The following is a 15254-nucleotide window of genomic DNA, read 5'->3' on the forward strand; positions in this document are numbered from 1 at the left end:
GCGATCAATGATCGGGGGAGTTCGGGCCGTTCCCGCCGCGCGGCACTGCGGGTCGATGCCTCGATGGGGCGGCGAATTCTCGCAGGGCCGCGACCGCGGCGTTGTATCCGCTCATCCCGTGCGCTCCCGGCCCTGGCGGGACAGCGGCCGAGCAGATGAACATCCGGTCCGCCACATGATAGGGGCGCCTGGTGATGCGTGGTCCGCCGAAGACCAGCTGGCGGATGCTCTTGTCGCCGGTGAGGATGTCTCCGGCCACATAGTTGGGGTTGTAGGCCTGCATGTCGATGGGGCCTACGACGGTGGTGGCGAGGATGCGGTCTCGGAACCCCGGTGCGAACCGCTCGACCGCCTCGAGCAGCACTTCGGTGATGTCCTCCGAATATCCTTGTGGCACATGGGCATACATGTCGACCGGGTGCATGTTTCCTTGTGAGCGTGTTGGGTCGGCGAGGTACTGCTGTCCGACGATGATGAACGGTCGGTCGGAAAGCCGACCTCGATGCACAGCGCGTTCGGCGCGGACCACGTCAGCTGCGCTGCCGCAGATGTGCAGGCTTCCCGACTTCCTGGCGTGCGGGTTGGTCCACGGAATGCCGCCCGCTATGGCCAGGCTCATCTTGTATGCGGCGGGCCCGTGCCGGAAGCGCCGGTAGGCCCGGGCGACCCGTGACGGCAGCCGGTCACCGGCGATGTCGGCGATAGCGGCCGGGGCAAGATCGAACATCACGAGGTCGGCCGGCGGCAGTCGGTCCAGCGACTCGACCCAGAACCCGGTCTCGATCTTTCCGCCCAGATCTCTCAGCGCCGCCGCCATGGCTTCGGTGATGGCGCGTGAGCCGCCCACCGCAACTGGCCACCCGTAGCGATGGCCCGCGGTGGTGATGCCGAGACCGATCGCCGCGGACAGGATCCGGTGCTGTGGTTGCCAGCCGTGCGCCATGTTCCCGGCGAACAACGCCCGTCCCCGCTCGGTCCGGAACAGCCGTCCGAGTGCGGCGGCGGGGATCAGGGTCGGGATGCCGAATCGGGCCAGCCGCAGTGGATGTGACGGTATCCGTAGGAGTGGTTGCATGACGTCCTTCGCCAGCAGTTCGTATCCAGCGGCGGGGTGGGCGAACAGGCGGCGCCAGATCGGCCCGTCCGGCCCGAGGCCCGCCGCGGTCTCTTCGACGGATTGATACAGCACTGCCGCTGTTCCGTCGTCGAGGGGGTGAACGCAGTCGATTTCCGGCCATGCCCATTCCAATCCGTAGCGGGCCATGTCGATTCCGGCGAAGAACGGTGAGCCGACGGCCATGGGGTGGGCCATGGCGCAGTGGTCGTGCAGCAGACCGGGGAGGGTCAGTTCGCCGGAGCGGGTGCCGCCGCCGATGGTGGCGGCACCTTCCAGCACGGTGACGTCGACCCCGTGCCGGGCCAGCGTCACGGCCGCAGCCAGTCCGTTCGGCCCGGAGCCGACCACGATGGCCGTGGTCATCGCGCACGCGCCGAGGGCAGATCCTGGGTGTCGTCGTGGTGGAGAGGATGAACCGGGAACAGATCGTCCGGCTCCGGCCATGGCTGGCGGGCAAGCATGTCCTCGACCAGTACGTAGCCCTCCTCGATGACGCCGGTTCTGGCATCGATGATGCGGTATGCCTGGCGTTGCCGGTGGATGGGCTGAGATTCGAGGACGACGACGCGAAGCTCGCCCTCCTCGAACTGGCAGCGCCGCTGCAGCGCTGTCAGCAGCTGTTCGTTGTGCAAGTGCCCTTCACCGAAGTTCCAGCCCAGCAGCGGGCCCGCGACAATCTCTCCGTCGCGGACGGCGTAGTCCTCCGGGTTGTCGACGGCGCGTGCGATAAGGCCGTTGAGTGCCCGGCCGTGGGTGTGCATCGATCGCCAGCCGAGCCCGGTCTGGATGAGGATGTCGGCGATCTCGGGGCCGTACAGCTTGGTCAACTGGGTGACCGGGAGCGCGGCGCTCATGGTGACGTGCTGCTCGAGTTTCAGCTCGGCGTCCCCGCGGAAACACCAAGCGCTTGTGGCCCAGTTGCCTGCGTAGTAGCGCATCGATGTCAGGAACGAAACCCATTGCGGCCGAATATGTCCCACGACGACGACAAGTGCGGAGAAGAGGATCATCGCGAGCACCAGCGGTGATCGAAGCTGCTGGACGTGGATGTAGCCGTAGTGTCCGAACAGGTAGAACAGGCTGAAGATGAAGAAGATGTTCCACTCCAGCGGCACGCCCATCGGGACGGTGGAGATGATGTGCAGGTGGAAAACGGCCATGAAGATGATCGCGGCCCAGGTCAGTGGGCCGCCGTGGCCGAGGAACACGAGGTAGGCGGGAACCAGGTATTCCACGACGGTGCCGCCGTGAGCCAGCAGAGCCGGGATACGTGACGGCCGCAGGTCCTGCGGTGGGTTGCGGTACATCTTGCGCTCGAGCCATCCGAGTCGCATGACGGGGCTGTTGCTCATCATGACGGCGACCACGTGCCCGAAGTGATGGTTGAGCTTGGACGTGGCCGCACCCCACCACAGTGCCAGCATGACCAGCTTGAATCCGATCACCATGTCGGCGAAGGGCACGAAGAACATCAGCAGCATCAACAGGTAGTGCTCAGGGCGTGCGGCCAGAAACACCGTCTTGTCTCGCAGCCCGAGCACGCAGAGGGCGATGACCAGAGCCACGACGACCATGGGATCGAGCAGGCCTACATGGCCGCCGTCCACCGGCGGAACGCCGCGACCGGAGGCGAGCAACGCCTGGATTCCGGATCCGAGGACGACCGCGTACAAGGCGACATCGATGAGCCCGCGCTCGTCACCACGGGTGAACGGCACCTTGCCCGGCCATGGCGGCAGCCGCAGGGTGCCGGGACGCAGGAAGTACAGCAGGCCGCCGAGCGGCGGCAGGAACCGCATGGTGAGCGGTCCGAACCCGCATCCGAGCCCGAGTATTTCGAACAGCAGAGTCCAGACGACGAGTTTCTGGTAGACGATCGGTTCGGTCCACCACGAGCTGATGTCGGTGAGCGCCCCGAGCCCGGGGGTCAGGGAGATCACCGCGGCCGCGCCGAGGACGTACAAGGCGCATTTGACGAGGTAGAGCAGGTAGACGGCAAGAGGCGTGCCGAAGCCGTGCTCGACCCAGTGCTCGGCGACGGTGCGCAGCCGTTCACCGCGCGGGCGGGTCTTCCATTCGGCGTAGTCGATGTCCGGAAGATCGGGTTTCGTGAATCCCATGGCAGGTGTCTTTCGAGAGGGAGAGGAGGGGGTCAGAGGGTCGCATCGACCGAGCGGCGGCGCAGAATCCGCTTGTCGATCTTCCCGACGGGGTTCTTCGGGATCTCGTCTACGGTCACGATCAGCTCGGGAAGCTTGTAGGCGGCCAAAGACTTCCGCAGTAGTTCGAGAATCTGTTCCGGCTCGACCGCGGCGCCGTCGCGATAGGACACGAAGGCGATGGGCACTTCGCCGTAGACCGCGTGCGGTCGACCGATCACGGCGGCCTCGAGCACCTGTGGGTGGGTGTAGATCGCGGACTCGATCTCCTTGGGATAGATGTTCTCTCCGCCACGGATGATCATGTCCTTGATGCGGTCGACCAGGGTGAGGTAGCCGTCGGCGTCCATGCGACCGATGTCTCCGGTGTGCAGCCAGCCATCGACGATCACCTTCGCCGTCTCCTCTGGCCGGCCCAGATATCCCCGCATCACGGTCGGGCCTTTGACCACGACCTCGCCCACCGATCCGGCGTTGAGGAAATTGCCGTCGCTGTCGACGATGGCGATCTCCTGGCCCGGCAGCGCGCGACCGACGGTGCCGGGTTTGCGGACACCGTCGAGTGGATTGCCCGTGCTCGCGCACGTCCCCTCCGACAGGCCATAACCTTCGTAGATCGGGATCGCGTAGCGCTCCTCGAATCGGGTGAGCAGTTCGACCGGCATCGGAGCCGCACCGCAGAGCGCGAACCGGACCGAGGAGGTGTCGGGCCGGATCTCCGCAGGCAGCGCCGACAGCATGGCGTAGATGGCGGGCACCGCGGAGAAATAGGTCGGCCGCGCCGCATCGACCCTGTCGAAAAAGGTCCGCGGCGAGAACCGGCCCGCGACTGTGGCCCGGCCGCCGGCGAGCAGCGGCGACAGCACGCCGACCACGATGCCGTTGACGTGGAACAGCGGCAGGATCAGCAGACTGTGGTCCTCGGCGGTCAACCGCATACCCGCGACCATCGTCTCGGCCATCACCATGATGTTCGCGTGCGTCAACTCGACGCCCTTGGGACGTCCGGTGGTGCCGCTGGTGTAGATGATCAACGCGAGCGCGTCGTTGGAGAACTCGGTCGCTTCCGCGGCGCCGCCGCGGCCTTCGTGCCGATTCAGCTCCGCCAGCGCAACTCGCTGCGGTTGATCGGCCTGGCCGGCCTCGCGTTCGTCAGCGCAGACAAGGACGCGAGCGCGGGAATCGGCCAGCTGATAGTCGGACTCGGCCGCGGTCGACGACGGGTCGATCGGCGTCGCCGCGGCGCCCAGCCGCCAAGCCGCGAACAATGTCACGATCAATTCGAGCCGGTTCGGCAACATCACGGCCACGACATCGCCGACACCGATCCCCGCCTCCGACAACCGATCGGCGTACTTCCGCACGAAGTCGAGGAACTCGGCGTTGGTGATACTTCCCGAGTTGTCGTCGGCAAGACACGGGTTGGTGGGGAAGCCTGCGGCACGTACATCCGGCAGGGCAGCGAAGTGCATGTCGATCTCCTTGCTAACTCGGCAGCTCACTTGCGTGAACGCCACGTTAGGAAGGTGATGTGACCTGGACCATATTGTGAGCGCATGAAGATAGCGGGAGGGATCGTGCGCCGCGCACGACGGATGTGTCGGTCACCCCACGGGCTGCAGCACGGTCGACCCCAGCCATCGGCAGGCCAGCAGGGCGACCTCGACCTCCAGTCGTCGCTCCCGAAGCGAATGTCCCAGTACCGCCTCCGCCTTGCGGATCCGGTACTGGACGGTGTTGCGGTGCAGCACCAGCCGCTCTGCCGTTGTCTGGAAGCTGCCGTTCGTCTCCAGGAAGACACGCGCGGTCTCGCGGAGTTGCGCCGTGGCATCGTCATCACGCGCAAGCGACCCGAGAATTTCGCTGATCCATGCCCGGGTGGCGGTCAGGTCCGCGCACATCAGCGCGATCGGCCCGAGCTGAGCCGAACAAGACATCGACGCACGCTGCGGTGCCGGTGCGGACATCGCGACGACCTGCGCTTGTGTCGCCTGGCGATGGGTCAGCCGGAAGCCTTCCAGTCCGGTGGCAGGTCTGCCCACCGCTGCCCATGTCTGCTCCGGAGTGCGCACCGCGGCGGGATCGACATCCAGTTCCGGCTGCGGGAGCCACGCCCACAGGGTTGATTCGTCGGCCGGGATCAGCAGCGGTGGTCCTTGGCAGGACAACTGATCGGCGATGGCCGTCGCCACTTGTTTGGCCGCGCGCAGTTGGTCGGCGCCCGCGTCGGACCAAATGACCATGCCGAGGTGGGTTCGGTCGAGCCGATATCCCAGTGTGCGCTCGCTGTCATCCGGGTCGACGCGCTGTCCGGACAGGATCGAGCGCACCCTCGCGGTACGGACGGCCATCTGGTTCTGCAGCCACCGGTCCCGCTCGTCCTGGTAGGCGGTCACGACTTGCTGGGAGACCCGATCGATATAGGCGAACGAGCGGTCGGTCATCTCGGCCACTGCGGAGGTGATCAGGGCGACGTCGTTGGTCGCCGCGGTGAGCTCGCCGAGCATGTGGTCGTTGAACAGTCGCTGCCCGATGCGGTAGGCCCGCAGCAGGGCGGCGATCGAAGTGCCGCGCTGGGCCATGCGCCGGGCGTACTCCAATGCCTCCGTGGGAGCTTCGAGTTCGTCGATGTCGAGCCCCAGCTCGTAGATATGCAACGCGATCACGACGTTGCCGGTGACGCTGGCCCGCAGTAGTGACTCCACGCGGCTGTCGCCGCGCAGCTCCGGCTCGATGTGGAGCATCTGCTCCGTCAAACGTTCGGACAAGCCGAGCGCATGTCGGCTCAGTTCTCCCGCGATCCTCGCGAGCAGTTCCGCGGCGTCGCTCCGCATGATCATCCTGACATCGTCACGATCGAGCGGACTCCGGCGGCCTCGACCTTCGGCCGCCCACGATCCGCAGCGCGAGGTCCGCGTAATAGTCGCCGATGTCCTCCGGTGACCAGGAGCCACCCTCGTGGTACCAGCGCGCGATATCTATTCCCAGCGAAAGCAGAGCGGCCGCGGCCATATGGGTATTCGAGTTCTCGAACACCCCCGCGGCCGCCCCGCGCTCGATCAAGCACCGGACCTCGCCCTCGATCGCACGCCGGGTTGCCTTGATCTCCTGTTGATGTTCTGGGCTCAGTGCGGCGAGCTCATAATTGATGATCCGGGCGACGGTGTGGGAGCGGGCGTGATGGATCGTGAACTCCCGCATCACGGCGATCAGTTGCTCGGCGGGGTCTTGTGCCGAAGCGATGGCAGTGCGGACGCGCTCCAGGGTGTCCAGGTGACCGGCGCGTGAGATCTGGTAGAGCAACTCTTCCTTGGAACGGTGATACACGTAGATCGTCCCGGTGCTCACCCCGGCGATCGATGTGATATCGCGGGTGGTCGACCCGTGGAAGCCGCGTTCGGCGAAGGCCACCACCGCGGCGTCGAGCAGCCGCGCTCGGGTCTGGTCCGCGCGCGATAGGTCCTCTGTATCGGTCACCTGGACAGTATGGCTCTACACAACGAGCACGAGTTTGCCGGTATCGGCACCTGTGAACAGCATGTTCAGTGCATTCGGCTTTCTCACGCGGGCAGCCCGACGAGGTCCGCCAGCAATCTCCGATGGTGGCCGGGACTTCCCAGTCCTATCTGGTCGGCCTTCGCGCGTTTGAGGTACAGGTGTGCCGGGTGCTCCCAGGTCATGCCGATCCCGCCGTGCAATTGGATGGCCTCCTCGGCGGCCCGCACCGCGATATCGCTGCAATAGGACGCCGCGACGGCGGTGGCGATCACGCTGTCGGGGTCGTCGGCCGCGTATGTTCCCGCCGCATACCGCGCGGCGGCCGAGGCCGACTCGACCTCGACGTAGAGGTCGGCGAGGCGGTGCTTGATCGCCTGGAATCCGCCGACCACCCGGCCGAATTGGCGTCGCAGCTTCAGATACTCGACGGTTGTCTCCAGGCACCAGGCGGCGATTCCGGCTTGCTCGGACGCGAGGAGTGCGGCGCCGAGCGTCAAGCCGGATTGGATAGCCGCCCAACCGGATTCGGCGGCGACGACGACCCGGCCCGGCACGGAGTCGACAGCGACGTCAGCCAGCGGGCGGGTCATATCCAGGGAGACCACCGGCTTGATCTGCGCCGCGGCGGCCGTCAACGCGTGCACCTCCGTGCCGTTGGCCGTCTCGACGGCGGCCAGCAGCACATCGGCGTCGAGCGCGCCGGCGACGCTGGTAACCAGTCCGGACAGCCGACCCTCCGCATCAGCCGTCAAGGTCGGGATGTGCGTCGCGAGCGCAGTGGAGAACGGCGTCAGCAGCGCTGCGCTGCAACTACCGTCGCCGAGCCGACCGACCAGCGTGGAGTCGCCCGCGAGCAGGACGGTCGCGGCAATGACGCTGCTGGTCAGAAACGGGACCGGTGCGACGAACCGTCCGAACTCCTCGAGGACGACGGCGGCGTCACGGGCCGTACCGCCCGCCCCGCCGCGGTCCTCGGGGATGAGGAGACCAGCGAGCCCGAGGTCGTCGGTGATCGATGTCCACAGCGTCCGGGTCAGTGTCCGATCGCCGTCGTAGGCCCGCGCGACCGCGGACGGATCGCATCGGGTGGTGAGCAGGTCACGCACCGCGCTGCGCAAGGAGGTCTCGACATCGGTATCGAGCAGCAGGATGTCGCTCATCGGCTCAGGTCCTTCCAGGCGATGTCCTTGTCCGCACGGGGTTCACCCGGCAGCCCGAGGACCCGTTCGGCGATGATGTTGCGCAGGATTTCGGAGGTTCCGCCCTCGATCGAATTGCCTTTGGCCCGCAGGAAGCGGTAACCGGCGCCGCGACCGGCGAAATCGACCCGGTCGGGGCGCACCATCGTCCAATCGTCGTATCGCAGGCCGTCCTCACCGCGCAGTTCGACCTCCAATCCGGCAACCTGCTGGTTGACTCGGGCGAACGACAGCTTGAGGGCAGAGGTTTCCGGCCCGGGCTGGCCGCCGGCCACCTGCTGACGCAGCCGGGTCGCCGCCAGCCGGGAGACCTCGGCATCCACCCACAATCGCAACAGCCGGTGGTGCAATTCGGGGGTGCGCTTTTCCGGGAATTCGCGCCAGAGGCCGGCGGCGGCGCCCAGCACTCCGCTCTCGCGGGGGAGCGCGCGCCCCCCGATCGAGACGCGCTCATTGTTCAAAGTGGTGGTTGCGACTCGCCAGCCTTCTCCTTCCTTGCCGAGGCGGTGCGTGTCGGGGATCCGAACGTCGGTCAGGAAGACTTCGTTGAATTCCGCTTCGCCGGTGATCTGCCGCAGCGGCCGCACCTCGACTCCGGGTGCGGTCATATCGCAGATGAAGTAGGTCAGCCCCGCATGCTTGGGCCGGCTGGGATCGGTGCGTGCCACGAGGATCGCCAATTGCGCTTTGTGCGCGACCGAAGTCCACACTTTCTGCCCGTTGACGACCCAGTCACCGCCGTCACGCACTGCCCTGGTGGCGATCGCGGCCAGGTCCGAGCCTGCCCCCGGTTCACTGAACAGCTGGCACCAGATCTCCTCCCCGCTCCACAGCGGACGCAGGAAGCGCTGCCGTTGTTCCGTCGTGCCGTGGGCGAGGATCGTCGGCGCGGCCATACCCAGACCGATACCGTTGATCGCCGCGTTGTTGTCCGGAGATCCGGCCTGCTCGAACAGGGCGTCGACGAACGGTTGCAGTTCCCGGTCGACGGCCCGGCCACCGAGCCCGATCGGAAAGTGAACCCAGGCCAGGCCCGCGTCGAACCTGGCTCGGTGAAAGGTCACGGCATCGGTGGTGGCCGGATCGTGCTTTTCGAGTACGGCTTCCACCCCGCGCCGCAGATCGTCGCGGACCGCGTCGGGTCGAGTCATCTGTCATCCTTCTGATCGGCCGTCACGGCACCAGCACCGCGACCGTCTCGGCCACACACGCGGGCTTGTCCGAGCCGTCGAGTTCCACGGTCACTCGGAGCACTGCTTGCGACCCGATCGTGCCCGGCACGAGCGAGACCAGTTCGACACCGGCTCGGACCCGGGATCCGGCCGGGACCGGAGTGGGGAATCGCACCTTGTTGGTGCCGTAGTTGACGCCCATGGACAAGCCCCGCACGGCGTATACCTGACCGGCCAGCATCGGCACCATCGAGAGGGTGAGAAACCCGTGTGCGACGGTGGTGCCGAACGGTCCGGCGGCGGCTTTCGCGGGATCCACATGGATCCATTGGTGATCCCCGGTAGCTTCGGCGAAGCGATCGATCTGTTCCTGGGTCACCGTGTGCCAATCGCTGTATCCGAGGTGGGTGCCGACCGCGGCCTCCAGCTCGGACAGGCCCTGGAATATATGCACAGCTCTCCTTCCTCCGTTCAGTTCCGTGGGCCGCCGGCCACATAGATCACCTGGCCGGACACGAAGCCGGCCCCCTCGCTCACCAGGAACGACACGGTGTGCGCGATGTCGGCGGGAGTGCCGGTACGGGCAACCGGAATCTGGGCGGCCATCGCCGCCTTGAGCTCCTCGAAGGAGATGTTCATCCGGGCGGCCGTGGCCGCGGTCATCTCCGTCTCGATGAAACCCGGGGCGACCGCGTTCGCGGTGACGCCGAACTTGCCGAGTTCGAGTGCGAGCGTCTTGGTGAATCCTTGCAGCCCGGCCTTGGCGGCCGCGTAGTTGGCCTGGCCACGGTTGCCGAGCGCCGAGGTGCTGGACAGGTTGACGATGCGACCCCACTTCTGCTCGATCATGTGCGCCTGCGCTGCCCGGGCCAGCAGGAACGAACCGCGCAGGTGCACGTTCATGACGGCATCCCAGTCGTCGGCACTCATCTTGAACAGCAGATTGTCACGCAGGATCCCGGCGTTGTTGACCAGCACCGTCGGTGCGCCGAGTGCGGCGGCCACGCGATCGACCGCCTGGGTAACCGCGGCCTCGTCGGAAACATCGACACCGACCGCGAGCGCGCGTCCACCGGCTGCCTCGATGTCGTCGACGACCGTCTTGCAGGCGGCCTCGTCCAAGTCGAGCACGGCTACTGCCATACCGTCGGCGGCCAGCCGCCGGGCGACAGCGGCGCCGATTCCGCGAGCCGCGCCGGTGACGATGGCGGTCCGCTGTGTCGGATCGGTCATGAATACTCCTCGAAGATGTGATTGCGGGGGAATTGCTGAGTTCAGGGGGTGTAGACCACGCGACCGACGGTCTTGCCGTCCGCGAGTCGCTGCACGGCGCCGGCGACCTCCTCCAGTCCCAGCCGCGCGCCGACCAGAGGACGGATCGCGCCGTCGGCGGCAAGTGCGGTCAGCGCGCGATGGCATTCGGCGACGGCGCCCGGGTCCTGGGTGTTGTACAAACCCCAGTGCAGGCCGAGGATCGAATAGTTCTTGACCAGCGCATGATTCAATGCCGGTGCTTGGATCTCGCCGCCGGCGAATCCGACGACCACGATGCGGCCCTCGAAGGCGACGCATTTCGTGGACCGTTGGTACACCTCGCCGCCGACCGGGTCGTAGATCACGTCGGCGCCACGACCGCCGGTTACGTCCTTCACGACGTCGACGAAGTCCAGCTGATGCCGATCGATGACCACGTCGGCGCCCAGATCCTCGGCGTAGGAGGCTTTTTCGGCGCCACCGACAACTCCGATCACCCGGGCGCCCGCGGCCTTGCCGAGCTGGATCGCGGCGCTGCCCACGCCACCTGCCGCGGCATGCACCAGGAGGGTCTCGCCCGCGGTCAATCCGGCGCGCCGATGCAAGCCGAACCAGCCGGTCTGGTAGCCGATGAACAGGGAGGCCGCCTCCGCGTCATCCAACGACGGCGGCGCTGGGAAGGTCTGGGCGGCCTCCAGCACGGCGAATTCCGCGAAACCACCGTGCGGCAGCGCCGCGCCTCCGAGCACCCGGTCACCGGCAGCGATCCCGGCCACGTCGGCACCGACCGCCACCACTTCGCCACACAACTCGACGCCTGGCGTGAACGGCAACGGCGGCCGGACCTGATAGAGGCCGCGGCACATCAGTACATCGGGAAAGTTCGCCGCGGCGCCGCGGACCCGCACGACAACCTGGCTCGGGCCGGGCTCCGGAACTTCCACCTCCTCCAGCCGCAGCACCGTGCCCGGTTCGCCCAGCTCATGGACTCGCCACGCTTTCATCCGCGCCATGTCAGATTCCGCCTGTCAGCGTGACGCCGCCGTCCACGACCAGCAATTGCCCCGTCAGCCAGCTCGCGTCGTCGGAGAGCAGAAACGCCACCACACTGCCGATGTCCTCGGGCACGCCGAGCCGCTTCAGCGGGTACGCCGCGGCGACCTCGTCCTCCCTGCCGTCGTAGAGAGCAGTGGCGAACTTCGTCTTCACCACCGCCGGGGCGACGGCGTTGACCCGTAGGTTCGGGCCGAGTTCGACCGCGAGTTCCTGAGTGATGTGCGTGAGCATCGCCTTGCTCGAACCGTAGAAGCCGATGCCCGGCGCCGGCTTGAGACCGGCGACCGACGACACGTTCACGATCGCGCCGCCGAAGTCCTTCATCCAGGCCCGATACGCCTGCTGCACCCACGACAGCGCGGCCAGGCAGTTGACCTCGACTATCTTGCGGGCCACGTCCAACGGCAGATCGACCATCGGCCCGAACGCCGGGTTGATGCCGGTGTTGTTGACGAGGAGGTCGGCGCTGCCGAACGTGTCGATCGCGCGAGCGACGGTCTCCGCCTGGTGCTCGACGTCATCGGCACGGCCCGCGACGGCCAGCGCGCGGGCCGGCCCGCCCAGTGCTTCCACCGCTTCGTCGAGCGCGTCCTGTTTGCGGGCGGTGATCACGACTCGCGCCCCCTCGTCCACCAAGCGCTGCGCGATGCCGAGCCCGATGCCCCGGCTCGCACCGGTGACTATCGCTGTCTTGCCTTCGAATCTGTTCATCATTGAGTCCCTTTCGCGGAGTCAGCGGTTACGACAGGCGCTCCAGCACCATCGCCATGCCCTGACCGCCGCCGACGCACATCGTTTCCAAACCGATCTGCTTGTCGTGGAACTGCAGGGAGTTGATCAGGGTGCTGGTGATGCGGGCGCCGGTCATGCCGAATGGGTGACCCACCGCGATCGAGCCGCCGTTGATGTTGAGCTTGTCGAAGTCGACGCCCAGCTCCCGCGCCGAGGGGATGACCTGGGCGGCGAAGGCTTCGTTGATTTCGACCAGGTCGATGTCATCGATGGTCATCCCGGCCCGGGCCAGCGCCTGCTTCGACGCCTCCACCGGCCCCAGGCCCATGATCTCCGGCGACAGCGCGCTGACTCCGGTCGCGACGATCCGAGCCAGTGGCGTCAGGCCGAGTTCGGCGGCCTTGGTGTCCGACATGATGACGACCGCGGCGGCGCCGTCGTTGAGCGGGCAGCAGTTCGCGGCCGTCACCGTCCCGTCGGGCCGGAACACCGGCTTCAGTTCGGCGACCTTCTCCAGGGTGACTCCAGGCCGCGGGCCGTCGTCGTGCGAGACGACACTGCCGTCGGGCAGGGTGATCGCGGTGATGTCGCGCTCCCAGAATCCGTTGGCGAGGGCGGCCTCGGCGAGGTTCTGGCTGCGGACACCGAAAGCGTCCTGTTCGGCACGGCTCACACCGCACAGTTGCGCCACGTTCTCCGCGGTCTGCCCCATCGCGATATAGACGTCCGGCAGTAGATCCTCGGTGCGCGGGTCGGTCCAGGCCTCGCCGCCCGCAGCGAATTTCGCCGTACGGCGCACCGCGTCGGCGAATACGGGGTTCTCGGTGCCGGGCAGGCCGTCGGCACTGCCCGTGACGTAGCGGCTCACGGTCTCCACGCCGGCGGAGATGAAGACGTCTCCCTCGCCGGCCCGGATGGCGTGTAGCGCCATGCGGGTCGTCTGCAAACTGGACGAGCAGTACCGGTTGACCGTTGTGCCGGGCACCCGATCCAGGCCCGCCAGAATCGCCACGACTCGAGCGAGGTTGAAGCCCGACTCACCGGCGGGCTGGCCACACCCGAGCATCAAGTCGTCGATGCCGTTCGGACCGAGGGCAGGCACCTTCGCCAGCGCGGCCCGGACGATCTGCGCCCCCAAGTCGTCGGGCCGGAGATCCCGCAACGAACCCTTGCCTGCGCGACCGATCGGCGAGCGGGCGACAGAGACGATGACGGCTTCGGGCATGACTGTGAACCTTCCAGCAAGTAACTGAGCGCTTGTTAACCTATCGACACCATGCTGGACGGACCGTCGATGGTCAATACGTCACAGTGAATTGGGACTGTGACACAGGGCACAGGCCGGCGCGGTCGCTCAGCAGACGGCTTGCGTCCGACGCAGCAGCCATCATTGGATGAGTACAGCGACGGTCGAATGGATGGCCTTGTGGGGCAACGGATCGCCAGCCCTGTGCGGCAGCGGCTCCGGCGGGACCTTCACCACACGATTCTGAGGCACACCCGCCGCGCTCGCTGCGGGTGTGCCTCTGCTGGTCACCACCATCGATGAGGGTCGGGACCTGTCGTCGACGTGCGGGATACCGGCCGACGGCTCCTATCGTCTGCTGCCGGCCTGACGGCTCCGCCTCACTTCAGGCGCCGGGCGAAGAATCGGATCCCGTCGTCCGCCCCGAGCGCCCGCACCGCGAACCCTGATGAGGCAGGTGGCGAAGCCGAGCATCAATTCGGTGGAGCCGGTGTCTGCCTGGGAAGAACAGTGGCCCGCGCTCGCCGAGGGCCTGGACCGGACACGCGTGCCGGCCAGGGCCGAATCAGCACGCGCGTAGCGTCGATTCGCTCACTCGGCAGAGCGCTCGGGGAACTGCGTTTTCACCGTGTGGAGGTCTCCGGCCCGAGCCCGGACGGGCGCTGGGTTCGCGTCGCTTCCGCTCGAGGTGCTGGGCCGGTGAGTCCGCCGGTCCTGCGCATTCCGAGGAACATCGAGGCCAGGCCGAGCAGCACGGCGACGGCGCCGGCGACGACGTTGTTCCAGATCGTCGAGGTGGTATCGACGTTGCCGCTGACGATCCAGGGGGCGACGATCGTCCAGAGGCCGATCAGGGGAGCGGCCCAGACGATGCCGTGCGTCCGGCCGTACACCGAGGCGAAGCCCAGTGCGAGCATGGCCAGAGCGATGCCGACGATGAGGTTGTTGACGGTCAATGTGGAGAGTCCGTTGAACCCGACGACCCAGGGGGAAATCGCGATGTAGAGCCCGGTCAGGAACATCAGGCCGGTGACCGCTTGGGCGTCGGGTGCCTCGGAGGCGCGCTCGTACTTCTCCCGCAATTCCACGATGTCGGGATGCCGGCTCATCATGGTTTCACTACTCATGTTTCCACCACCCTTCGGACGTAGTGGCGTATCGAAGCTCTCCCGAGCCGGGCGGCTCGCGATCGGTTCAGGAACGCGACCCGTCCTGATCGCCGCTCACTTATATCATCCTGTGATAATATCACTCCATGATGGAAGGGTCGATGTCCTCGTCGGGCCACCTCACCGACCAGGAATACACGCGGCTGCTGGCGTTTCGTACCGTGCTGCGCCAGCTGCTGCGCTGGAGTGAGCGTGGGGCGGCCGAGGTGGGACTCACCGACACCCAGCACCAACTCCTGCTGGCGATCCGAGGGCACTCCCACCCCGGCGGGCCGAGCATCGGGGAGGTCGCCGGTTACCTGTCCGCCCGCCACCACAGCGTGGTGCAGCTGATCGATCGCACCGAGCAACTCGGCCTCGTCACTCGGAAACGAGGGCAGGGCACCGACCGTCGCGTCGTACACCTCACGCTGACCGAGGCAGGCAAGGAAACGTTGGCCTTGCTCAGCGCCACACATCGGGAAGAACTAGAGCGACTGACTCCCCTCATCGGCGCGCTGGATGATCTCCCCGCCGTAGGGTGAGCGTTGCTCGGTCCGGGTAGGGCCACCCGAGCCGGGATCACCTCGCGATCCGCTCTGGTGGGCCGGGTGTGCCGAGAAAGGTGCGCCCCTCAGCGGCCGAGCAAAGCGCTTGCCCCGTACGGATTTCG

At 66.9% G+C, this 15254-nt stretch carries 14 protein-coding genes; 1 reads left to right on the top strand and 13 read right to left on the bottom strand.

Features of this window, described 5'->3' with window-relative positions; genetic code table 11:
• Positions 1-4: 4 nt before the first annotated feature.
• The 13 genes from ACFV2O_RS23065 to ACFV2O_RS23125 all read right to left on the bottom strand — a co-directional run bounded on the left by ACFV2O_RS23065 (position 5) and on the right by ACFV2O_RS23125 (position 14560).
• The gene (locus tag ACFV2O_RS23065; RefSeq protein ID WP_379253568.1) at positions 5-1480 is read right to left on the bottom strand and encodes a phytoene desaturase family protein; all 1476 of its coding nucleotides are present in this window, start codon (positions 1478-1480) and stop codon (positions 5-7) included.
• The gene (locus ACFV2O_RS23070; RefSeq protein ID WP_379253569.1) at positions 1477-3237 is read right to left on the bottom strand and encodes a DUF3556 domain-containing protein; all 1761 of its coding nucleotides are present in this window, start codon (positions 3235-3237) and stop codon (positions 1477-1479) included. The genes ACFV2O_RS23065 and ACFV2O_RS23070 overlap by 4 nt, the downstream gene beginning before the upstream one ends.
• A 32-nt stretch (positions 3238-3269) precedes the next feature.
• Positions 3270-4748, bottom strand: a complete 1479-nt coding sequence (locus tag ACFV2O_RS23075; RefSeq protein WP_379253570.1) for a class I adenylate-forming enzyme family protein — start codon at positions 4746-4748, stop codon at positions 3270-3272.
• Between the two features lie 132 nt (positions 4749-4880).
• Complete coding sequence (locus tag ACFV2O_RS23080; RefSeq protein ID WP_379253571.1) at positions 4881-6116, bottom strand: PucR family transcriptional regulator; 1236 nt, start codon at positions 6114-6116, stop codon at positions 4881-4883.
• 10 nt (positions 6117-6126) lie between these two features.
• Positions 6127-6753, bottom strand: a complete 627-nt coding sequence (locus ACFV2O_RS23085; protein WP_379253572.1) for a TetR/AcrR family transcriptional regulator — start codon at positions 6751-6753, stop codon at positions 6127-6129.
• An 83-nt stretch (positions 6754-6836) separates the two neighbouring features.
• Positions 6837-7934 (bottom strand): acyl-CoA dehydrogenase family protein, encoded by a 1098-nt coding sequence (locus tag ACFV2O_RS23090; protein WP_379253573.1) that lies wholly within the window; start codon positions 7932-7934, stop codon positions 6837-6839.
• Complete coding sequence (locus ACFV2O_RS23095) at positions 7931-9124, bottom strand: acyl-CoA dehydrogenase family protein (RefSeq protein WP_379253574.1); 1194 nt, start codon at positions 9122-9124, stop codon at positions 7931-7933. Before ACFV2O_RS23095 ends, ACFV2O_RS23090 begins: the two co-directional genes overlap by 4 nt.
• Positions 9125-9146: 22 nt before the next feature.
• Complete coding sequence (locus tag ACFV2O_RS23100; protein WP_379253575.1) at positions 9147-9599, bottom strand: MaoC family dehydratase; 453 nt, start codon at positions 9597-9599, stop codon at positions 9147-9149.
• A gap of 17 nt (positions 9600-9616) precedes the next feature.
• A complete protein-coding gene (fabG, locus tag ACFV2O_RS23105) occupies positions 9617-10378 on the bottom strand; it encodes a 3-oxoacyl-ACP reductase FabG (RefSeq protein ID WP_355074091.1) in 762 nt (253 codons plus the stop codon).
• Positions 10379-10419: 41 nt separating this feature from the next.
• Complete coding sequence (locus ACFV2O_RS23110; protein WP_379253666.1) at positions 10420-11403, bottom strand: NADPH:quinone oxidoreductase family protein; 984 nt, start codon at positions 11401-11403, stop codon at positions 10420-10422.
• 10 nt (positions 11404-11413) lie between these two features.
• Positions 11414-12169: an SDR family oxidoreductase gene (locus ACFV2O_RS23115; protein ID WP_379253576.1), complete on the bottom strand. Its 756-nt coding sequence runs from the start codon at positions 12167-12169 to the stop codon at positions 11414-11416.
• Between the two features lie 25 nt (positions 12170-12194).
• Positions 12195-13412 carry an acetyl-CoA C-acetyltransferase gene (locus ACFV2O_RS23120; RefSeq protein WP_379253577.1) on the bottom strand — a complete coding sequence of 406 codons (1218 nt, stop codon included), beginning with the start codon at positions 13410-13412 and terminating at the stop codon, positions 12195-12197.
• A gap of 644 nt (positions 13413-14056) precedes the next feature.
• A complete protein-coding gene (locus tag ACFV2O_RS23125) occupies positions 14057-14560 on the bottom strand; it encodes an SPW repeat protein (RefSeq protein ID WP_379253578.1) in 504 nt (167 codons plus the stop codon).
• A 128-nt stretch (positions 14561-14688) separates the two neighbouring features.
• Here ACFV2O_RS23125 and ACFV2O_RS23130 point away from each other — a divergent pair, with 128 nt between their 5' ends.
• The gene (locus tag ACFV2O_RS23130; RefSeq protein WP_379253579.1) at positions 14689-15126 is read left to right on the top strand and encodes a MarR family winged helix-turn-helix transcriptional regulator; all 438 of its coding nucleotides are present in this window, start codon (positions 14689-14691) and stop codon (positions 15124-15126) included.
• Positions 15127-15254: the final 128 nt, after the last annotated feature.

Origin of the sequence: Nocardia sp. NPDC059691, assembly GCF_042733915.1 — a bacterium.
GTDB lineage: Bacteria > Actinomycetota > Actinomycetes > Mycobacteriales > Mycobacteriaceae > Nocardia > Nocardia sichangensis.